This is a genomic window from Pseudomonas sp. X4 (assembly GCF_040784925.1).
Classification (GTDB): Bacteria; Pseudomonadota; Gammaproteobacteria; order Pseudomonadales; family Pseudomonadaceae; genus Aquipseudomonas; species Aquipseudomonas putida_Z.
On the sequence record NZ_CP160798.1, the window covers coordinates 4,749,439 to 4,769,585 of the forward strand.

Here is a 20,147-nt window from a genome sequence, read left to right on the forward strand (position 1 = left end):
AAGGCATGGCGGGACCGGGCCAGGCTCTGCGAGAATGGCCGGCGATCCCGGAGTGGGACCGAGTCTAGGCAAAGGCTCTGTTGCAGCCTATGCCGGAACTGTTCAGACAACCTGGCACTTTTTGCCACTCAGCATAGACAGCGAAAACCGCCATGCGCGATAGCGATTCGGTCGCCGTGTACTTCCTCAATGCCATGCTCCACGCCCTGCGCGACTGCCCCACCGAACGCGATGCGCAGCTGCGTGCGGTGGGCATCGACCCGCAACTGCTCGAGCAGCCCCAGGCCCGTGTACCGGCCAAGGCCTTCGCCCAGCTGTGGCTGGCGCTGATCCAGCGCCTGGACGACGAGTTCTTCCGCCTCGACAGCCACGGCATGCCGCCGGGCAGTTTCGCCCTGATCTGCCGGGGCCTGATCCTGGAGCCGAACCTGGAAAAGGCCTTGCGCCAGTGCATGGGCGGTTTTGGCCTGTTCCTGCGCGATTTGCGCGGCAGCCTGACGCTGCGTGGCGGGCGGGCGCTGATCAGCGTGCAGTCGAGCATCGCCGACCCGCTGACCCGGGTTTATGCCGAGGAAACCTACCTGGTGCTGATGATCGGCATGCTGTGCTGGCTGGCCGGGCGGCGGATCGCCATCGACCGCACCGAGCTGGCGGTGTCGCGCCCGGCCCAGGAGGACGACCTGCTGCTGTGGGGGCCGGACCTGCGCCTGGGCAGCGGGCGCACCGAGGTGGAGTTCGACAGCGCCTACCTGCGCCTGCCGGTGGTGCAGGATGTGGCGGCCCTGAAAACCTTCCTGCGCAGCGCGCCGCAGGGGTTGGTGATTCGCTTTCGCAACCAGAACGGGCTGGTGGCCGAGGTGTACCGGCACCTGCGGGCACGGCGCTATGGGCAGTGGCCGACGCTGGCGGCGCTGGCGCAGCAGCAGGGGGTCAGTGCCAGTACTTTCCGTCGGCAGCTGGAGCGGGAAGGGCGTTCGTACCAGCAGATCAAGGATGAGGTGCGCCGGGCAATGGCCTTCGAGCGGTTGCGCGAAGGGGAGCTGAGCATTGCCGAGATTGCCGAGCAGACCGGGTTCCAGGAGCCCAGTGCGTTTCACCGGGCGTTCAAGAAATGGACCGGGCAGAGCCCCGGCAGCTACCGGGCGCGGTTGGCCGGGCGTTGAGATGTTGCCTGTGCGGGCCTCTTCGCGGGTGAACCCGCTCCCACAGGGGACTCACAGAATCTGAAAAATGTGCTGTACCTGTGGGAGCGGGTTCACCCGCGAAGAGGCCGGTACAGGCTACCGATCAATGATCAGGCCGGCACCATGGCAAACCCGACCCCGAAGCGGTTCCAGGCATTGATGGTGGCAATTGCCAGGGTCAGGTTGGCCACCTCGGCCGGCTCGAAGTGCTCCTGCAAGGCTTCATATTCGCCCTGCGGCGCGCCGTGCTCGGGCAGCCGGGTCAGGCTCTCCACCCAGGCCAGCGCAGCACGCTCGCGCGGGGTGAAGTAGGCGGTTTCCTGCCAGACGCACAAGGTCTGCAGGCGTGCCTCGGTCTCACCGGCCTTGCGCGCATCGTTGGCGTGCAGGTTGACGCAGTAGGCGCAGCCGTTGATCTGCGAGGCCCGCAGGCGCACCAGTTCCAGCAGGGAATTTTCCAGGCCGCTCTTGGCCAGGGCCTGCTCCAGGCCGACCATGGCTTTGTAGGCCTCGGGGGCGTGCTTGGCCCATTCGATACGGTTGTGCATGGCTGTCTCCAAAGGGTGTGGGGTGGGGATGGCGCTACTGTAGCGCCGCACGTTGGCCTCCCCGATAGCCAATCGCGCGCATGAGCGGGAGGCCAATCGGCCATTCGGGAGGCCACTGACAGGCATCCAATCTCTTCATTTCTGCCAGGCCGCCCAAGCCCGGATAATGACCAGGTCTTGCAACAGGAGAACCGATTCATGTCCGAAGAACGCTACATGCGCGAAGCGCTCGACCTGGCCCGCGCCAACATCAAGGCCGGTGGCCGGCCCTTCGGCGCCGTGCTGGTGTACCAAGGGCAGGTGCTGGCACGTGCGGTCAACGAGATCCACAGCACCCAGGACCCGACCGCCCACGCCGAGATGCAGGCCATCCGCAAGGCCAGCCACGCCCTGGGCCAGGCGCGCCTGGATGGCGCCGAAATCTACGCCAGCGGCCACCCGTGCCCGATGTGCCTGGCGGCCATGCACCTGTGCGGCATCGAGCGGGCCTGGTTTGCCTACGACAACGCCGAGGGCGAACCCTATGGCTTGTCCACCGCGGCGGTATACGCGCAGATGGCTCGCCCGCCCCAGCAGCAGAGCCTGCCGCTGCGCGCGCTGAAGCCCAGCGGCGAAGCCGGTCTGTACCTTGAATGGAAACAGGCCAACGCACAATGAGAGCGGCATTGAACCTGTTGCTGGTCATGCTGCTGGCACTGAACCTGCGGCCGATCCTGACCAGCATCGGCCCGTTGCTCGAACCCATGCGCGCCAGCACCGGCCTGGGTTACCAGCAGGCGGCCTTGCTGACGGCGTTGCCGGTGCTGTGCATGGGCCTGGTGCCCTTGCTGCAACCCTGGTTGCGGCGCTGGATCAGCGAACATGGCGGCATGCTCGCTGGCCTGTCTGCCATCGCCCTGGCCTGCCTGTGGCGCCTGCAACTGGGCAGCGCCTGGGCGCTGATTGCCAGTGCGGTGGTCGCCGGCCTGGGGGTGGCGGTAGTGCAGGGCATGATGCCGGGGCTGGTCAACCGCTGGTTTCCCGGCCGCCTGGCGGGGGCGATGGGCCTGTATTCGGCAGCGCTGATGAGCGGCGGCGGCCTGGCCGCCGTGCTTGGGCCGCACATCAGTGGCTACTTCGGCCACTGGCAGGTCGGCCTGGGCGTGTGGGCGATCCCGGCTGTGCTGGCGGTGCTGACCTGGGCCGTGCTGCGGCCGCGCCAGGAGGCGCCGAAACTGGCCGGTGCCGCCGGCGGTCATTGGTTCGGTACGCGTCGGGCCTGGTTGCTGGCGCTGTACTTTGGCTTGATCAACGGTGGCTACACCAGCATGGTGGCCTGGTTGCCGGCCTATCACATCGAGCATGGTGGCAGCGCCCAGGGCGGTGCCGACCTGGTTGGCCTGATGACCATCTTCCAGGTGGCCGGCGCACTGGGCCTGCCGCTGTTGCTGCGGCGCTGGGCAGACCGGCGCCCGGGCCTGTGGCTGGCCTTGGCGATCCAGCTGGTGGGTTTCCTCGGCCTGCTGCTGGCACCCACGCTGGCCTCGGGGCTGTGGGTGGCGATGATCGGTTTCGGCCTGGGCGCCTGCTTCAGCCAGAGCCTGACGCTGACCCTGGAGCACCTGAAGACGCCTGCCGAGGCTGGCAGCCTGGCGGCGTTCGTGCAGGGCATCGGCTTCATCATCACCGGCATCGTGCCGTACGTCACCGGCTGGTTGCGCGACATGAGCGGTGATTTCCAGGCCTCGTGGACGCTGCTGACCGTGACCGTGGTGGCAATGCTGCTGGTTACCGCCTGCTTCAACCCACGCGGTTATGCCGCGGCCATTGCCCGCCCGGTAGTGGCGGGCAAGGCCGCACCGGTCAACTGAGGCGCTGCAGGGTGTCGCGCACCCGGTCCAGCGCTGGGTCGATGTCCAGCAGCTCGATGGCGCCGAAGCCCAGCAACAGCCCCGGGCGCACTGGCGCTTCGCTGAAGAACGGCGCCAGCGAGTACAGGCCGACTTCCACCTTGCGTGCGAGGTTGGCCAGCAGCTCGACATCGACCCCAGGTCTGGCCAGGGCGCTGAGGTGGAACCCGGCGCTGGCGGGGATGGCGCTGAACCACGGTGACAGGTCGCCGCCCAGCCGCGCGAGGATGCGTTCGCGACGGGCGCTGTAGACCTCGTGGCAACGGCGGATGTGCTTGTTCAGGTGGCCTTCGCCGAGAAACCGCGCCAGTGCCCACTGCAACAGGGTCGGGCTGTGCCAGTCGCTGAGGTGCTTGGCCACGCAGGCGGCCTTCAACACGGCGGGCGGCAGTACGGCGTAGCCCAGGCGCAACTCGGGCAGCAAGGTCTTGGAAAAGGTCCCCACATAGGCCACCAGGCCATGGCGGTCGAGGCGCTGCAACGCTTCCGCGGCTGGGCCGTGGTAGCGGAACTCGCAGTCGTAGTCGTCTTCGATGATCAACGCACCCAGCTCGGCGGCCCGTGCCAGCAGGGCGTGCCGGCGTGCCTCGCTCATCGGCATGCCCAGCGGAAACTGGTGCGAGGGCGTCACGTAGATCAGCCGGGTGCCGTCGGCGATCTGTTCCACGCACAGGCCTTCATCGTCCACCGGTACCGATTGCAGGCGCGCGCCCAGGGCCAGGAACAGTTGCCGCGCTGGCGGGTAGCCCGGGTCTTCCATGGCCACCTGGCAACCCGGCTCCACCAATACCCGGGCGATCAGGTCCAGAGCCTGCTGGGCGCCGTTGCACACCAGCAGGTCGGCGGCGCTGCAGTGCACGCCGCGGGCGTAGGCGACGTGATGGGCAATGGCCTCGCGCAGCTCTGGCAGGCCCTGGGCCGGGAACTGTCGCTCGGGGTGGCGCTGGCTGCGGCGCAGGGCATAGTTCAGGCAACTGCGCCACTGGTCGAACGGGAACTGCGCCTTGCTCGAGGCCCCGCCGATGAAGTCGTAACGTGGACTGCCCCCGAAAAGTTGGACAGTTTTAGCCAGTGGCCTGAGTCCTGTAGCTGACAGGGCTCAGACCATTGAGTTTCAGCCTGATGCGGTCATGGTTGTAGTAATGGATGTACTCCTCCAGGCCCGCCTTCAGCTGTTCGACGCTTTCAAAGCGCTTCAGGTAGAAGAACTCTGACTTCAGTGTGCCGAAGAAGCTTTCCATCGCTGCATTATCCAGACAATTGCCCTTGCGAGACATGCTCTGCTTCACACCGCGCGCTGCGAGCTTATGGCGGTATTGGGGCTGCTGGTAATGCCATCCCTGATCTGAGTGGATCACTAGCTTGGGCTTTTCACCCAACCCATCGAGCGCCTTTTCCAGCATGTTCCCAACCAAGCCATAGGTAGGCCGGCAAGCTGTTTCATAGGCGATGATCTCACCGTTGTACAAGTCCATCACGGGCGACAGGTAGAGCTTTTGTTGGGCCACTTTGAACTCAGTGACATCGGTCACCCACTTCTGGTTGGGGCGTTGCGCGACGAAATTACGCTCAAGCAAATTCATGGCCACCTTGCCGACAATGCCGCGATAGGATCGATACTTCTTCGGGCGTACAACGGACTGCAAACCAAGCTCAGCCATCAACCGTTCAATGACCTTCTTGTTGACCAAGGTCCCCTGATTCCTGATGGCAAGGGCAATGCGGCGGTAGCCATACAGCCCTTTCTCCTCGTGATAGACACGCTGCACCAATTCCTTGAGCGAGGCGTGCCTGTCCGGCTTTTGCTGGCACTTGACCTGGTAATAAAAGGTACTGCGTGCCAACCCCACCATCTGCAAGAGGTCAGGCAGCGGATATTTATGTCTGAATTTGCAGACGATCAGGGCTTTTTCGTCCGTGTTCGCTCCTTCTCCTCTCGCAGAGCCTTTAACTCCTTTAGGACATCATTCTCCATGCGCAGATACTCGAGCTCGCTCAACAACTGCTCACGAGATTTCTCTGCGTCATTGGTGTCTGTCGGCTTGATGGGCTTAATTTTCTTCGGCACGGCTGATTTTCTTTGTTTGGCGAGAGTGGCTACAGGACTGCCACTGTAGTGCTGCCGCAGCCAAATGCCTATCTGTGAGGACTGTCCAAGGTCAAAGTGCGCCGCTGTTTGGCGCAGGGACAGGCGATGCTCAAGCATGTACTTGAGCACCCGCCGCTTGAATTCCTCGGTGTAGCGGCGACCATGCGAGCGAGGGCTGAGGCTGGCATCGGCTTGGTAGCCAGCAACCCAGCGCCGAAGCAGGCTGAAATCGATGCCAAAGTGTTGTGCCACCTTGCGAAAGCCCCGGCTGCCCTCTAGGTAAGCGGTGATAGCCGTGAGCTTGAACTGCTCTGTGTATTTACCCATAGATCCCCCAAGGGTTGGATTGGTGTCCAACTTCTTGGGGGCAGTCCAACGCGAGGGAGCGTCCAGCTGGCGTTGGCTCAGCACGGTGGCGCGCTGCTGCCAGCGCTCGAGGGACGCGGCAGCGGCCAGGGGAATCGCGGTCGATTCGCTGCTGCGCAGCGGCTGGCGCGGGGTGATGAAGGTGCCCCGGCCGACCACGCCGCTCAGCAGGTTGTCGTAGGTCAGCCGGGAATAGGCCTCGGCCACGGTCTTGCGCGACACGCCCAGCTGCTCTGCCAGCAGACGGCTTGGCGGCAGTTGGGTGCCCGCGGCCAGGTGGCCGCTATCGATGCCGGCGCGCAGTTGCTGGTAAAGCTGGTCGGCCAGGCCTTTGCGGCCTTCCAGGCGAATGTGCAGTTCCATGGAGCGGTCCGGAGCGGGGAAGTGCTCAGGATAGCGGATTGGTCGGGGAAGGGCATGGGGCCGCTTTGCGGCCCATCGCCGGCAAGCCAGCTCCCACAGGGATAGCGCATGGCTTGAGGTCTTCGCGGTCTGCCTGTTCTGACCCATCGCCGGCAAGCCAGATCCCACAGGTACTGCACAATGCTTGAGGTCGGTGCAGTCGAGGTGGGAGCTGGCTTGCCGGCGATGGGCTGCAGAGCAGCCCCCAGGCAAGCGGCCGGTAGTCAGAAGCGTGCCGTACTCACCGTGATGTAACCCTTGTTCGCCAGCGCGATACGTATCACCGTCTCGTCCGCCGGCGCCTTGCGGTTGCGCTTGATGCGCACGCCTTCCACCGCCGCCGCTTTCATGTGCTCGGTAACGGCTCGCCCGTTCGGGTCGAAGAACAACTCGCTGGCCAGCAACTCGATACGCTCGATCAGTTGGCGGGAGCGTTCATCGGTGGCGCAGAAGAACATCACCCCCGACAGGTGGGGGTCTTCGTCCGGGTTGTTCATGTCATGGGCCAGCAGTTCGCGCAGGGTGCTGCGCAATTCGGCAGTGGGGCGGGCGTACAGGTGCATGCGGAACCTCCTCTGGATCGCGACCTTGCGTCATCCAGTGCCGATCATGTTTTCAGTGGGCAGGGGGCAACAAGTAGGACGCATCCGAGCAACGCGTAGGAGTATTCTGAAGATGCAGGAGTGACACCCCAAGCTGGCGGGAGGACGGCGCCTGCGGCACAATTTGCCGCCCGCTACCCGCCTTGCCGAGGATTGCCATGAACAGCCATTTCCAAGCCGTCGACCTGAAAAAGGCCTATCGCCTGCTGAACCACGGCCCGACGGTGCTGGTGTCGGCCAGCCACGAAGGGGTGGACAATGTGATGGCGGCCGCCTGGGCCTGTGCGCTGGATTTCGACCCACCCAAGGTGACCGTGGTACTCGACAAGACCGCCCGCACCCGGCAGCTGGTGGAGGGCAGTGGCTGGTTCGTGATCCAGGTGCCCACCGCGGCGCAGGCGCAGCTGACCCATCAGGTGGGTACCCGCAGCCTGTTCGACCAGCCCGACAAGCTCGCCAGCATTGGTGTGCAGCTGGCGCGGGTCGAGGGGCATGCGGCGCCGTTGGTGGAGGGCTGTTCGGCCTGGTTGATGTGCCGGGTGATCGACGAGCCGCACAACCAGACCACTTATGACCTGTTCATTGGCGAGGTGGTGGCGGCCTGGGCCGATGACCGGGTGTTCCGCGATGGCCACTGGGCCTACGAGAATGCCGACCCGCAGTGGCGCAGTTTGCACTACGTGGCGGGTGGGCATTTTTATGCGATAGGCGAGCCGGTGGTGGTCGATTCGCAAAGTTGATTACACCTGTCCCGGCCTCATCGCCGGCAAGCCAGCTCCCACAGGTATCACACCAGGCCTGAAGCCTGTGCAGTCCCTGTGGGAGCTGGCTTGCCGGCGATCGGGCCGCATCAGCGCCCGACTTCCTGCTTGAAGCGCAAGCGCCAGCCATGCAGCAACGGTTCGGTATAGCCACTGGGCTGCTGCCGGCCCTTGAACACCAGCTCCCGTGCAGCGCGGAAGGCATGCGATGTCTCAAAACCGGCGGCCATCGGCCGGTACGCCGGGTCCCCGGCATTCTGCTGGTCGACCACGCGGGCCATGCGTTGCAAGGTCGCCTCGACCTGATCGGCATCGACCACCCCGTGGTGCAGCCAGTTGGCAATGTGCTGCGCCGAAATCCGCAGGGTCGCGCGGTCTTCCATCAGGCCCACATCATGGATATCCGGCACCTTGGAACAGCCGACCCCTTGCTCGACCCAGCGCACCACGTAACCGAGGATACCCTGGCAGTTGTTGTCCAGTTCGGCCTGGATGTCGGCTGCGCTCCAGGGCCGCTCGGGGCTGACCGGGACACTGAGCAGGTCATGCAGCAACTCGGCGCGCTGGGCATTCAGGTCAACCTGTTCCAGCGTTTGCTGCACGGCCGCCACATCCACCTGGTGGTAGTGCAGCGCATGCAGCGTCGCGGCTGTGGGCGAGGGCACCCAGGCGGTGTTGGCGCCGGCCCTGGGCTGGGCGACTTTCTGTTCGAGCATGGCCGCCATCAGGTCGGGCATGGCCCACATGCCCTTGCCGATCTGCGCCTTGCCGCGCAGGCCACAGGCCAGCCCCACCAGTACGTTGCTGCGCTCGTAGGCCTGGATCCAGGCACTGCCTTTCATGTCACCCTTGCGCAGCATGGCGCCGGCTTCCATGGCCGTGTGCATCTCGTCACCGGTGCGGTCTAGGAAGCCGGTGTTGATGAACACCACCCGTGACGCGGCGCCGGCGATGCAGGCTTTCAGGTTGACGCTGGTACGCCGCTCCTCGTCCATGATGCCCATCTTCAGCGTATGTGCGGGCAGGCCCAACAGGGCTTCGACGCGGCCGAACAGCTGGTCGGCAAAGGCCACCTCGGCCGGCCCGTGCATCTTCGGCTTGACGATGTACAGGCTGCCCTCGCGGGAATTGCCGCGGCGCTTGAGGTCATGCAGGCCGATCAGGCTGGTGACCACGGCATCGAGGATGCCTTCCGGGATTTCCCGGCCATCACGGTCGTGGATGGCCGGGTTGGTCATCAGGTGGCCGACGTTGCGGATGAACAGCAGCGAGCGGCCCGGCAGGGTCAGTGGCCGGCCGTCTGCGCCGTGGTAGTGGCGGTCTTCGGCCAGGGTGCGTGCGAAGGTTTTGCCGCCCTTGCTGACCTGCTCGCTGAGGTCACCCTTCATCAGGCCGAGCCAGTTGCGGTAGACGTTGACCTTGTCGTCGGCATCCACGGCGGCTACCGAGTCTTCGCAGTCGATGATGGTGGTGAGCGCGGCCTCCAGCAGGATGTCCTTGACCCCGGCCGGGTCCTGCCGGCCGATGGCGTTGGCCGGGTCGACCTGGATTTCGAAATGCAGCTGGTGATGCTGCAACAGGATCGCTGTTGGCGTGTTCGGCTCACCTTGGTAGCCACGCAGTTGCGCGGGGTGCATGAGGCCCACCTGGCGGCCATCGGCCAGGGTCACCTGCAGCGTGCCCTGGCTGATCGCGTAGGCCTTGGCGTCGTTGTGCGACGCACCGTCGAGCGGGGCAGCGGTGTCGAGGAACTGCCGGCCATAGGCGATCACCCTGGCGCCGCGTCGCGGGTTGTAGCCCTGGCCACGTTCGGCGCCATCGGTTTCGGCGATGGCATCGGTGCCGTACAGGGCATCGTACAGCGAGCCCCAGCGGGCGTTGGCGGCGTTGAGGGCGTAGCGGGCGTTGCTCAGTGGCACCACCAGTTGCGGGCCGGCCTGCACGGCGATCTCGCGGTCGACGTTGCGGGTGCTGACCTGCACGCTTGCCGGGGGCTCCACAAGGTAGCCGATGCCTTGCAGGAAGTGCTGGTAGGCGGCCATGTCACGGATCGGGCCGGGGTGCTGGCGGTGCCAGTTGTCCAGTGCTGCTTGCAGGCGCTCGCGTTCGGCGAGCAGGGCGCGGTTTTGTGGTGCGAGGTCGTGGATCAGGGTGCTGAAGCCTTGCCAGAAGGTGCGGGCTTCGATGCCGGTGCCGGGGAGGGCTTCGTCTTCGATGAAGCGCTGCAGGATGGGGGCGATCTGGAGTGGATGGTTTGGCATTGTCTGTTCGCTCGATGTTCAGTCTTCTGGGTAAATGTTGCTTTTGCCGGCCCTTTCGCGGGTGAACCCGCTCCCACAGGGCTTTCACAAGGCCTGAGGCCTGTGCAGCTCCTGTGGGAGCGGGTTTACCCGCGAAGAGGCCGGCACAGGATTCAGAGAGCAGCCGCCCCGGCCTTGGCCACCTGGGCATCCTGCTCGGCCTTGACCCCGGACACGCCGATCGCCCCCACCACCTGCCCATCCACCCGCAGCGGCACGCCACCTTCCAGGCTGGTCAGCAGCGGCGCGGTGACGAAAGCGGTACGGCCACCATTGACCATCTCCTCGTAATCCCGCGTCTCCTTGCGCCCCAGCGCGGCTGTGCGAGCCTTTTCCATCGCGATGTAGGCGCTGGCCGGCGCGCAGCCGTCCAGGCGCTCCAGGGCCAGCGGGTGGCCGCCGTCGTCGACCACGGCAATGGTCACGTTCCATTGTTGCGCCTGGGCTTGCTGGCGGGCGGCGGTCAGCACGCGGGTGACTTCGGCCTGGCCGATCACGGACTTGCTATGCATGGTGGTTCTCCGGGTTCAAGGCTGCTTCGACGATTTCGATCCAGTGCCGCACCGGTGTGCGCCCGGCCCCGTCGAGGTGGGCCTGGCAGCCGATGTTGGCGGTGGCGATGACTTGCGGTTTGCCGCTTTCCAGGGCGTTGAGGCGGTTGTCGCGCAGCTGTAGCGACAGCTCGGGCTGGGTCAGCGAATAGGTGCCGGCCGAGCCGCAGCACAGGTGGCCGTCCGGTACCGGGGTCAAGGTAAAGCCCAGGCGTGTCAGCAACGCCTCCACCGCACCCCCCAGCTTCAGCGCGTGCTGCAGGGTGCATGGGCAATGGAAGGCCAGGCGCTGTTCGGCGCACAGGCCCAGTTGCTCGACCGGCTCGTCGCGCAGCACCTCCACCAGGTCGCGGGACAGGGCGCTGACCTGTGCGGCCTTGGCGGCGTAGCGCGGGTCCTTTTCCAGCAGGTGGCCGTAGTCACGCACGAACGCGCCGCAGCCGCTGGCCGTTTGCACGATGGCCTCGGCGCCGGCTTCGATGGCTGGCCACCAGGCATCGATATTGCGCCGCGCCCGTTGCAGGCCTTGTTCCTGGGCATTGAGGTGATAGTCCACCGCGCCACAGCAGCCGGCCTGCCGGATCGGCACCACGCTGATGCCCAGGCGGTCCAGCAGGCGTGCGGCGGCGGCATTGGTGTTGGGCGACAGGGCCGGTTGCACGCAGCCTTCCAGCATCAGCACCCGCCGCGCATGGCGCGGTGCGGGGCGTTGGCCGGGGGCGGTGACCCGCGCCGGCAGCTTGCGCTTGAGCGTGGCCGGCAGCAGCGGGCGCAGGGCCTGGCCGCTGCGGGTCAGGGCCTTGAACAGCGCCGGGCGTGGCACCACTGCACGCAGGCCCTGGCGCAGCAGGCGCTGGCCGAGCGGGCGTGGCACCTGCTGTTCGACCACGGCGCGGCCGATGTCCAGCAGGTCGTGGTACTTCACCCCGGAAGGGCAGGTGGTTTCACAGTTGCGGCAGGTCAGGCAGCGATCCAGGTGCAACTGGGTGCTGGCGGTGATCGGCGCGCCTTCGAGCATCTGCTTGATCAGGTAGATGCGCCCGCGTGGGCCGTCGAGTTCATCGCCCAGCAGCTGGTAGGTGGGGCACGTGGCGGTGCAGAAACCACAGTGCACGCAGGAGCGCAGGATGCTTTCGGCTTCGTCGGCGCGGGCCAGTTGCCGGGCGGTTTCGCTCAGGTTGGTTTGCATGGTCTGGCCTCACAGGTCCGGGTACAGGCGGCCAGGGTTGAACACCCCCTGGGGGTCGAGTTGCTGCTTGAGCGCACGGTGGTAGCGCATCAGCGCGGCGGGCAGCGGTGGGCTGCTGGCAGCGCCAGGGGCATGGCAGGTGGCGTGGCCGCCGACCTTGGCGACCTGCTCGCGGATCTCTTGCGCCGGTGCCGTGGACTTGAGCCAGCGCTGCGCGCCACCCCAGTCGATCAGCTGCTGGCCGGGCAGCTCCAGCTCGCCGGTGGCGTTGGGCACGGACAGGCGCCACAGCGGCGCGGGGCCGGCAAAGAACGCCAGGCGCTGCTCGCGCAGGTCGCTCCAGAAGCAGCTGTCCAGTGCCTCGCCGCCCAGGCGCTGGCGTGCCGACTGCACCGAGCCTTCGCCGCCTTCCAGGCGCAGGTACAGCGCGTCGCCGTCATGGCAGGCTGCGCTGATCGGCAGCGGCTGCTGGCCCCATTCAGCCAGCTCCGCCAGCGCCTGGTGGCGGCCCATCGGCAGGCGCAGGCTGAGGCACTGGCGCGGGCGTGGCAGCACTTTCAGCGACACCTCGGTCAGCAGCCCGAGGCAGCCGAAGCTGCCCGCCATCAGCCGCGACACGTCGTAGCCGGCAACGTTCTTCATCACTTCGCCACCAAAGCGCAACAGCTTGCCGTGGCCGGTGATCACCCGCGTGCCCAGCACATAGTCACGCACCGACCCGGCCCACGGCCGCCTTGGGCCGGACAGCCCGGCCGCGACCATGCCACCCAGGGTGGCGTCTGGGCCCAGGTGCGGTGGTTCACAGGGCAGCATCTGGCCAGCTTCGTGCAATGCCGCCTCGATCTCGCGCAGCGGCGTGCCGGCGCGGGCAGTCAGCACCAGTTCGGTCGGGTCGTAGCTGACGATGCCGCGGTGGCTGCGGGTGTCGAGCACCTCGCCGGTCACCGGGCAGCCGAGCATGGCCTTGCTGTTGCCGCCCTGGATACGCAGCGGCGTGGCCTGGTTCAGCGCCTGGTTGACCTGCTCCAGCAGGGCCTGGCTGATGTCGCGGTCCATGCTCATCAGAAACGCTCCAGTTCGGGGAAGGGCAATTGCCCATGGTGCACGTGCATGGCGCCGAATTCGGCGCAGCGGTGCAGGGTGGGGATGTTCTTGCCGGGGTTGAGCAGGCCCTGTGGGTCGAAGGCGGCCTTGACCGCATGGAACAGGGTGATTTCGTCGCTGTTGAACTGTGCGCACATCTGGTTGATCTTCTCGCGCCCCACACCGTGCTCGCCGGTGATGCTGCCGCCCACGGCCACGCACAGTTCGAGGATCTTGCCGCCGATGGCTTCGGCACGTTCCAGCTCGCCTGGCAGGTTGGCATCGAACAGGATCAGCGGGTGCATGTTGCCGTCGCCGGCGTGGAACACGTTGGCCACGCGCAGGCCGTATTCGTCGGACAGTTCGCTGATGCCCTTGAGCACCCGTGGCAGTTCGCGGCGCGGAATGGTGCCGTCCATGCAGTAGTAGTCCGGGGAGATTCGCCCCACCGCCGGGAAGGCGTTCTTGCGCCCGGCCCAGAAGCGCACGCGCTCGGCCTCGTCGCAGGCCAGCCGCACTTCACGCGCGCCAGCCTGGGCCAGCACGGCGGCGACCCGTTCGCAGTCGTCATGCACATCGGCCTCGACGCCATCCAGCTCGCACAGCAGGATGGCCGCCGCGTCCACCGGGTAACCGGCATGGATGAAGTCCTCGGCGGCGCGGATCGCCAGGTTGTCCATCATCTCCAGGCCGCCGGGGATGATCCCGGCAGCGATGATCTCGGCCACTGCCCGGCCGGCGTCCTCGACGCTGTCGAAGCTGGCCAGCAGCACCCGCGCCACCTGGGGCTTGGGCAGCAGCTTGACGGTGACTTCGGTGACGATGCCGAGCATGCCTTCGGAGCCGGTGAACAGTGCCAGCAGGTCGAAACCGGGGCTGTCCAGGGCATCGCTGCCGAGGGTCAGGCGTTCGCCCTCGACCGTGAGGATTTCCACCTTGAGCAGGTTGTGCACGGTCAGGCCGTACTTGAGGCAGTGCACGCCACCGGCGTTCTCGGCGACATTGCCGCCGATGGAGCAGGCAATCTGCGAGGACGGGTCCGGCGCGTAGTACAGGCCATGGGGCGCGGCCGCCTGGGAGATGGCCAGGTTGCGCACGCCGGGCTGCACACGGGCGAAGCGGCCCTGCAGGTTGACTTCGAGAATGCGGTTGAACCGCGCCATCACCAGCAGGATGCCTTTGGCCAGTGGCAGGGCGCCGCCCGACAGGCCGGTACCGGCGCCGCGTGCCACCACCGGCACGCCACGCTGGTGGCAAAGCCTGAGCAGCGCCTGCACCTGCTCCAGGCGCTCGGGCAGCACCACCAGCAGCGGCACCGTGCGGTAGGCCGAGAGGCCGTCGCATTCATAGGGCTTGAGGTCTTCCTCGCGGTGCAGGATCTCGAGGTCCGGCAGGGCAGCGCGCAGCGCCTGCAGCAGCGCCGCCTGGTCCACGTCGGGCAGCGCGCCATCGACGCGTTCGTCGTACAGGATATTCATCGGCTCACTCGGCAACGGTTTTTGTTGTTGTTGGCAAAGCGCTCACCCTTGCAGCCTGCGCGTGGCCGCCGCCCGGGTCGAGTACGGGGTGAACTGGTCCTACCAGTTTTTGCGACGGGTACTGGTTATTGACGGCTTTGCCTGGCTAGATTGAGGCAGGTGGTCGAAGTGGTCCTACCAGCAGGAGGGTACGCAGTGGGTACTGAAGGCAAGGCCAAGGTCGCCGACCAGGTGGCCGAACGGGTCGAGCGGCTGATCGTCGAAGGCGTGCTCAAGGTGGGCCAGGCCCTGCCGTCGGAGCGGCGCCTGGTGGACAAGCTGGGCTGTTCGCGCTCGGCGCTGCGTGAAGGCCTGCGCATCCTGCGCGGGCGCGGCATCATCGACACCGAGCAAGGGCGGGGCTCGTTCGTTGCCGACCTGACGGGCCATGCGGGTGCCACGCCGTTGATGCACCTGTTCGGCTCGCAGCCGCGCACGCTGTTCGACCTGCTGGAAGTGCGGGCGTTGCTGGAGGCCGAATCGGCGCGCCTGGCGGCGCTGCGGGCCACCGAGGTCGACCGTCTGCTGATCCGTCGGCGCTATGAAGAAATGCTGGCTGCGCACGAAGCCCCCGAAGCGATCGATGCCCGTGAACATGCCCGCCGCGACCATGCCTTTCACCGGGCGATCAGCGAGGCGTCGCACAACCCGGTGCTGGTGCATACCTTGCAATCGCTCAGTGACCTGACCTTGAGCACGGTGTTCGCCTCGGTCAACAACCTGTATTGCCGGCCAGCGCAGAAGCGCCAGATCGACCGCCAGCATGCGCGGTTGTATCACGCGGTGATGGAGCAGCTGCCCGAGCAGGCGCAGCGCGCGGCGCGCGAACATATCAACGGGATCCGCGACAGTTTGCGGGAGATCGAGCAGGAAGAGCAGCGGCTGGTAAGGGCTACCATGCGCATGGATGGCTGGGGGTGAATGTATGCCTGTGCCGGCCCTTTCGCGGGCTTGCCCGCTCCCACAGGGACTGCACCGGGTCTGATGCCTGTGCAGTACTTGTGGGAGCGGGCAAGCCCGCGAAGAGGCCGGTGCAGGATTACCTCAATCAATGATCGGCTATGCGGTCATCCTGCGAGAGGAGGGCCCGGGCCAGCTCTTCATCATTGGCCTGCAGGCCTGGGTTGTCCTTGCGGGCTTGTTCCAGCGCCGACTCCACATAGGCGCCACGGATTGCACCACCGCTGGCGACGTAGGCCGAAAGCTCGTCACGCGCCGGGATGATCCGTTTGTCGTCCTTGAAGGTCGAGTAAAGCGAGGCGGAAACACCGGCCGAGGTTGCGACGTCGCCTGCGTCGACGTCAGCCAGGGCAGCACCGGCAGGCAGCAGGAGCAGCAGCGCAGGGGCGAGGAGTAGGTGGCGCATGGTGTGATCTCCAGTAGCATGAAGCCCAAGTAATTGAACCACTCAGTGTTTAAGAAAGCGCAGGTGGGGTGGTAGTTCCCTTGTTCAACGCTGGAGATTGCCGGGGCTGCTGCGCAGCCCATCGCCGGCAAGCCAGCTCCCACATCGACCGCGCTGCCCTTGAGGCCTGTGCAGTACCTGTGGGGGCTGGCTTGCCGGCGATAGGGCCAGTTGCCGCGCGGCGGCAAGGCCGGCGAAGCCTTCCCCGAGCACCACCCAGCGCGCCTCGCTCCGCCCCCGGTGCGCGGCGCGAGGCTGGCGTCCGGGTGGGGACTATGACGGGAGGGACGGGGAATAAGATGTTCTGGCTGCGCGCATTGACCCTGTCGGGCCAGGCGTGATCTGGTTGGCGCAGTTCACCCACATCGAGGCATGGAAGGCGCGAATCCAGGCGTTGCCAGGGTGGAAGCACCCGTATCATCTGATGCCCCGCGCGGCCTCCTGAGCAACCCGGCTCGCCAGGCCATGGTGCAGCGGCCTTTGGTGAGCCAGCCATTCTGATGACCGGTCGGTGACAAGCGAAGCGGTGTGGCTACGCTCAAAAAATCAAGAAACATTCTGAAATATATGGCCAGCAGGCCCAGATGGATCTCGTTCAACTGCTGCAGATGGAAGGCCGCGCTGGTTAGCAGGTCGCCCCATGGGGGGCCGGAAATCACAGGGTGCGTAGTGCAACCCGGTGCTACTCCAAGCGGAGGCTCATGATGCTCAGGAAATGCTTGTTGGCTTTGGCTATCGGTGCAGTGTTGTCGGCTTCGGCCGTGTTGGTGCCGGACTCCATTGGCGGTACCTCCAGCGCATATGCGAAAGATGGTGGTGGCGGAGGCGGAGGCGGTGGTGGTCACGGTGGTGGTGGCGGAGGCAGCGGCGGTGGTGGTGGCCATGGCGGCGGAGGTGGTGGTAGCGGTGGCGGCGGTGGCCATGGTGGCGGCGGCGGTGGTCATGGCGGTGGAGGTGGTGGTAGCGGCGGCGGTGGCTCGGGTGGTGGCCACGGCGGCAGTGGCAGCGGGCATAGTGGCGATGGTGGTGGGCATGGCGGCCCAGGGCATGATGGCCGCGGGCGCAATGGTGCTGATGATGGCGCCGACCACGAGGCCAACCACGAAGCCAATCATGAGGCGAATCACGAAGCGAATCACGACGTGGGCGAGCCCCACGGTGTAGGGCATGGCGCTGATGATGGGGCTGACCATGATGTTGGGGATGATCGCGGAGGCGACCGGAACTAGCAATTTGGGTGTCTGTGCCGGCCCTTTCGCGGGTAAACCCGCTCCCACAGGTACTGTGCCGATCTCAAGCTTGGCGCGGCCCCTGTGGGAGCGGGTTTACCCGCGAAAGGGCCGGCACAGGTTTACAAGCATTCAGATCGACAACCGCACCACCCGGTTATCCAGCACCTGCTGCTCCTGCCCCCGCCTTTTGTTCACCACCAACTCGCCGATCGCAATCAGCCGGGTACGGGTGATGTTGCGCGACAACCCCAGCAACTGCGCGGTATGCACCTGGTTGTAATGGCAGAACCGATACGCCGACCGCAGCAGGGCATTTTCCACCTTCTCGTACAGGTCACCCGACTGCTCTTCGAACAAGCGGCTGAACGCCCGCTGCAGCAGATCCTCAACACCATTGCCCGCAGGCTCTTCCTCCTGCCGTTCGATACGCAGGTTGGACAAGCGCAGGTCTTGCGCCTGCACCGTACCGTCGCCGCAGGTCAGCAAGCTGTGGTGAATCACGTTCTCCAGCTCGCGGATGTTGCCCGGCCAACTGTATTCCACCAGCTTGGCCTGGGCCTTGGCGCTCAGCTCCACCGGCCCGTAGCCCAGCCGGTCGCTGTAGCTGCGGATGAAGTGCCGGGCCAGCGGCAGGATGTCGCCCGGGCGGTCGCGCAACGGGTGCAACTGCAAGGTCACCACGTTCAGCCGGTAGTACAGGTCTTCGCGAAAATGCCCGGCGTTGATGGCCTTTTCCAGCTGCACGTTGGTCGCCGCCAGTACCCGCACATTGATCGGGATGCTCTTGCGCGACCCCAGCCGCACCACTTCGCGCTCCTGCAGCACGCGCAGCAGCTTGACCTGGATCGGCAACGGCAGGTCGCCGATTTCATCGAGAAACAGCGTGCCGCCGTTGGCCTCCTCGAACCAGCCGGCCTTGGCCGCCAAGGCACCGGTGAAGGCGCCTTTTTCATGGCCGAACAGCTCCGCCTCGACCAGCGATTCGGAAAAGGCACCGCAGTTGACCGCGACGAACGGGCCGTTGCGCCGGCCGCTGAGGTTGTGGATGTGGCGTGCGACCAGCTCCTTGCCCGTGCCGGTTTCACCGATGATCAGCACGCTGGCCTCGCTGGGGGCGACCTGTTGCAGGTGGGCGAGCAGCGCCTGCGACCTGGGGTCTTCGAAAACCTGTGCGGTGGCCCGGATCGAGGTGGCCAGTGTCGGGGACGGGGGGAGGGTCAGCAGTTGCATGGGCAATCCTCAGGAATAGAAGGATGGGGCAGGGCGCTTGTCGTTGAGGGCCCACTCGCCGAGTTCGTGGATGCGGTAGTCCACCGGGTCGTGCAGGGTTTGCGTGCGCAGGTTGCGCCAGTGCCGGTCGAAGCGTAGCGAAGCATGGGTGGCGCGGGCGCCGGTGACCTCGAACAGGCGGTTGCAGATGTCCAGGCCATGGCGGCTGGCGGCAACCTTGGCGGTGCCGATGGCCAGGGCCAGGTCGCCGCGCTCTTGCGCCGTGAGGGCGTGCTCCCTGGCCCAGGCGGCATCGAGCTGGCGCGCGGCCCGTTCGATCAGCAGGCGCACGCTCTCCAGGCCGACCCAGAACTCGCCGTAATGGCGCAACACGTATGGGTCTTCGGCGCTGCTGGCGGCGCTGGAGCGGAACCACGGCCGGCTTTCCTTGAGCGTGTACTGGCGGGCCTCCTCGAACGCCCCCTCGGCGATGCCGAGGAACAGGTTGGCGAAGTGCAACTGGGCAATCAGCGGGCGCAGGGCGGCGAACGGCGTGCTCAGGGGGCCTGGGTCGAGCAGCAGTTCGTTGTGCTCCACCCGTACCCGCTCGAAGGTGGCGCTGCCGCTGTCGGTCTGGCGCTGGCCGATGTTGTCCCAGTCACTGTGCAGGCTGATGCCGGTGCGGCCACTGGGGATGGCGGCGATCAGCAGCTTGCCGCCGGCACGTTCGTCCACCGCCGAGGCGATGAGCATTTCCGAATCGCTGGCGCCGGAGCAGAAGCTTTTCTTGCCGGAAAACTCGCACCAGCCATCGAAGTGCTTGACCACGGTGCGGGTGTCCAGCGGGTTCAAGGCATTGCCCCAGAACCACTGCTTGCGGGCGGTCTGCTCGAACCACGGTTGCCATTGGTCCGGGCGCGAGAACAGGCGCACGGTGGCCAGCATCAGGTGATGGAAGCCGAACACGTGGGCGATGGAGCTGTCGACCCGGGCGAACTCGCGCACCACCGCGAAGGTGTCGTGCCAGTTGGCGCCCTGGCCGCCGAAGGCCTGAGGGATCACCAGCGACAGCAGGCCGCTGTCACGCAGGGCGTCGCGCTCGGCTTTTGGCGTGCCGCCACGCTCGTCGCGCTCGACGGCGGTCTGGGCAAACTGCCCGGCCAGTTCGCGGGCGATGGCCAGGGCAGGGCGCCGGGGGGTGTTCACAGGTGCATTCATGGCCGCTCCTCAGGCGCTCTTGCGCAGCGCATGATGGGCGCCGAACAGCGGCACGGCGCGCTCGGCGGCCAGGCGGATACGGGCGGCCAGGGCTGCGCTGGACACCCGGTAGTCGGCCATTTCCGCCTGGCTGGCGAACACGCCGATGGGCAGGGTCAGGGCTTGCAGGAAGCTGAACAGTGGGCGCAGCTGGTGGTCGAGCACCAGCGCGTGGCGCTCGCTGCCGCCGGTGGCGGCGAGCAGCACCGGGGTGTCGACCAGGGCGTCCTGGCCGATCAGGTCGAACAGGTGCTTGAAGTGGCCAGTGAAGCTGCCGCGGTACACCGGCGTGGTCACCACCAGCAGGTCGGCTTTTTCCACCAGGCGCAGTTGCTGTTCAACGGCCTCGGGCAGTTCGCTGCGCCACAGGGCGCTGCCCAGCGGGCGGGCGATCTCGCCCAGTTCGATCAGGTGCGGCTTGATGTGCAGGTGCTGGGCCAGTTCGGCGAGGATCGCCTCGGTCAGGGCCAGGGTGCGCGAAGGGCGGGCAGTGCCGCCGGACAGGGCTACGACGTTCAGTGGGGTGCTCATGGGCAGGTCTCCGTTTCGGGTTGAGCGGGGGA

The 20,147-nt window shown here is 66.3% G+C and carries 17 protein-coding genes and 4 pseudogenes; 7 read left to right on the plus strand and 14 right to left on the minus strand.

All coding sequences use genetic code 11. The annotated features are described in order from the left end of the window. Window positions 1-152 precede the first annotated feature (152 nt). Window positions 153-1,163 carry an AraC family transcriptional regulator ligand-binding domain-containing protein gene (locus ABX298_RS21240; protein WP_367393590.1) on the plus strand — a complete coding sequence of 337 codons (1,011 nt, stop codon included), beginning with the start codon at window positions 153-155 and terminating at the stop codon, window positions 1,161-1,163. A gap of 131 nt (window positions 1,164-1,294) precedes the next feature. On the opposite strand, the gene ABX298_RS21245 is transcribed toward ABX298_RS21240, so the two are convergent. Further along, window positions 1,295-1,732 (minus strand): carboxymuconolactone decarboxylase family protein, encoded by a 438-nt coding sequence (locus ABX298_RS21245; protein WP_025338700.1) that lies wholly within the window; start codon window positions 1,730-1,732, stop codon window positions 1,295-1,297. 198 nt (window positions 1,733-1,930) lie between these two features. On the opposite strand from ABX298_RS21245, the gene ABX298_RS21250 reads away from it, so the two are divergent. Together ABX298_RS21250 and ABX298_RS21255 are read left to right on the plus strand one after the other, a co-directional pair. Further along, entirely contained in the window at window positions 1,931-2,389 is a 459-nt protein-coding gene (locus tag ABX298_RS21250) for a nucleoside deaminase (protein ID WP_025338701.1), read from the plus strand. After that, complete coding sequence (locus ABX298_RS21255; RefSeq protein ID WP_367393591.1) at window positions 2,386-3,582, plus strand: CynX/NimT family MFS transporter; 1,197 nt, start codon at window positions 2,386-2,388, stop codon at window positions 3,580-3,582. Before ABX298_RS21250 ends, ABX298_RS21255 begins: the two co-directional genes overlap by 4 nt. On the opposite strand, the pseudogene ABX298_RS21260 reads toward ABX298_RS21255, so the two are convergent. The 4 genes and pseudogenes from ABX298_RS21260 to ABX298_RS21275 form a co-directional block, all read right to left on the minus strand. Further along, window positions 3,575-4,657, minus strand: a pseudogene (locus tag ABX298_RS21260) (PLP-dependent aminotransferase family protein); the annotation flags it as partial. The gene ABX298_RS21255 and the pseudogene ABX298_RS21260 overlap by 8 nt on opposite strands. A 28-nt stretch (window positions 4,658-4,685) precedes the next feature. Further along, window positions 4,686-6,037 (minus strand): IS3 family transposase gene (locus ABX298_RS21265; protein ID WP_237140941.1). Its coding sequence is split into 2 segments (ribosomal slippage): window positions 4,686-5,560 and window positions 5,560-6,037, totalling 1,353 coding nucleotides; the frame shifts between segments, so codons are not numbered across the junction. Window positions 6,038-6,082: 45 nt separating this feature from the next. Beyond that, window positions 6,083-6,439 (minus strand): annotated as a pseudogene (locus ABX298_RS21270) (GntR family transcriptional regulator); the annotation flags it as partial. Window positions 6,440-6,702: 263 nt separating this feature from the next. Next, window positions 6,703-7,041, minus strand: a complete 339-nt coding sequence (locus ABX298_RS21275; protein ID WP_238066505.1) for a hypothetical protein — start codon at window positions 7,039-7,041, stop codon at window positions 6,703-6,705. A 197-nt stretch (window positions 7,042-7,238) separates the two neighbouring features. Here ABX298_RS21275 and ABX298_RS21280 point away from each other — a divergent pair, with 197 nt between their 5' ends. Next, window positions 7,239-7,820, plus strand: a complete 582-nt coding sequence (locus ABX298_RS21280) for a flavin reductase family protein (RefSeq protein ID WP_367393592.1) — start codon at window positions 7,239-7,241, stop codon at window positions 7,818-7,820. A gap of 110 nt (window positions 7,821-7,930) precedes the next feature. Here ABX298_RS21280 and ABX298_RS21285 read toward each other — a convergent pair whose 3' ends face one another. The 5 genes from ABX298_RS21285 to glcD form a co-directional block, all read right to left on the minus strand. Then, the gene (locus tag ABX298_RS21285; RefSeq protein WP_367393593.1) at window positions 7,931-10,102 is read right to left on the minus strand and encodes a malate synthase G; all 2,172 of its coding nucleotides are present in this window, start codon (window positions 10,100-10,102) and stop codon (window positions 7,931-7,933) included. A 152-nt stretch (window positions 10,103-10,254) separates the two neighbouring features. Beyond that, window positions 10,255-10,653, minus strand: a complete 399-nt coding sequence (locus ABX298_RS21290) for a heme-binding protein (protein WP_046615201.1) — start codon at window positions 10,651-10,653, stop codon at window positions 10,255-10,257. Next, a complete protein-coding gene (gene glcF, locus ABX298_RS21295; protein ID WP_286101698.1) occupies window positions 10,646-11,881 on the minus strand; it encodes a glycolate oxidase subunit GlcF in 1,236 nt (411 codons plus the stop codon). The genes ABX298_RS21290 and glcF overlap by 8 nt, the downstream gene beginning before the upstream one ends. Window positions 11,882-11,890: 9 nt before the next feature. Continuing rightward, on the minus strand, window positions 11,891-12,943 hold the full coding sequence (gene glcE / locus ABX298_RS21300; protein WP_286101699.1) for a glycolate oxidase subunit GlcE: 1,053 nt from the start codon (window positions 12,941-12,943) through the stop codon (window positions 11,891-11,893). Continuing rightward, on the minus strand, window positions 12,943-14,442 hold the full coding sequence (glcD, locus tag ABX298_RS21305) for a glycolate oxidase subunit GlcD (protein WP_367393594.1): 1,500 nt from the start codon (window positions 14,440-14,442) through the stop codon (window positions 12,943-12,945). The genes glcE and glcD overlap by 1 nt, the downstream gene beginning before the upstream one ends. Window positions 14,443-14,637: 195 nt before the next feature. On the opposite strand from glcD, the gene glcC reads away from it, so the two are divergent. Continuing rightward, window positions 14,638-15,402: a transcriptional regulator GlcC gene (glcC, locus tag ABX298_RS21310; protein WP_084785154.1), complete on the plus strand. Its 765-nt coding sequence runs from the start codon at window positions 14,638-14,640 to the stop codon at window positions 15,400-15,402. A gap of 127 nt (window positions 15,403-15,529) precedes the next feature. On the opposite strand, the gene ABX298_RS21315 is transcribed toward glcC, so the two are convergent. After that, complete coding sequence (locus ABX298_RS21315; RefSeq protein ID WP_003260922.1) at window positions 15,530-15,847, minus strand: DUF2388 domain-containing protein; 318 nt, start codon at window positions 15,845-15,847, stop codon at window positions 15,530-15,532. A 379-nt stretch (window positions 15,848-16,226) separates the two neighbouring features. Between ABX298_RS21315 and ABX298_RS21320 the strand changes: the two are divergent. Together ABX298_RS21320 and ABX298_RS21325 are read left to right on the plus strand one after the other, a co-directional pair. Further along, a pseudogene (locus ABX298_RS21320) lies at window positions 16,227-16,331 on the plus strand (glutathione S-transferase); the annotation flags it as partial. A 256-nt stretch (window positions 16,332-16,587) separates the two neighbouring features. Beyond that, window positions 16,588-16,905, plus strand: a pseudogene (locus ABX298_RS21325) (hypothetical protein); the annotation flags it as partial. 342 nt (window positions 16,906-17,247) lie between these two features. Here the strand turns inward: ABX298_RS21325 and sfnR are convergent. From sfnR to msuE, 3 genes are read right to left on the minus strand one after another with little or no spacing between them, the layout of a single operon-like run. Further along, the gene (gene sfnR, locus ABX298_RS21330; RefSeq protein ID WP_025338722.1) at window positions 17,248-18,348 is read right to left on the minus strand and encodes a sigma54-dependent transcriptional activator SfnR; all 1,101 of its coding nucleotides are present in this window, start codon (window positions 18,346-18,348) and stop codon (window positions 17,248-17,250) included. Window positions 18,349-18,357: 9 nt separating this feature from the next. After that, complete coding sequence (locus ABX298_RS21335) at window positions 18,358-19,545, minus strand: acyl-CoA dehydrogenase family protein (protein WP_137163644.1); 1,188 nt, start codon at window positions 19,543-19,545, stop codon at window positions 18,358-18,360. A gap of 9 nt (window positions 19,546-19,554) precedes the next feature. Next, entirely contained in the window at window positions 19,555-20,115 is a 561-nt protein-coding gene (gene msuE / locus ABX298_RS21340) for an FMN reductase (protein WP_025338724.1), read from the minus strand. Window positions 20,116-20,147 lie beyond the last annotated feature (32 nt).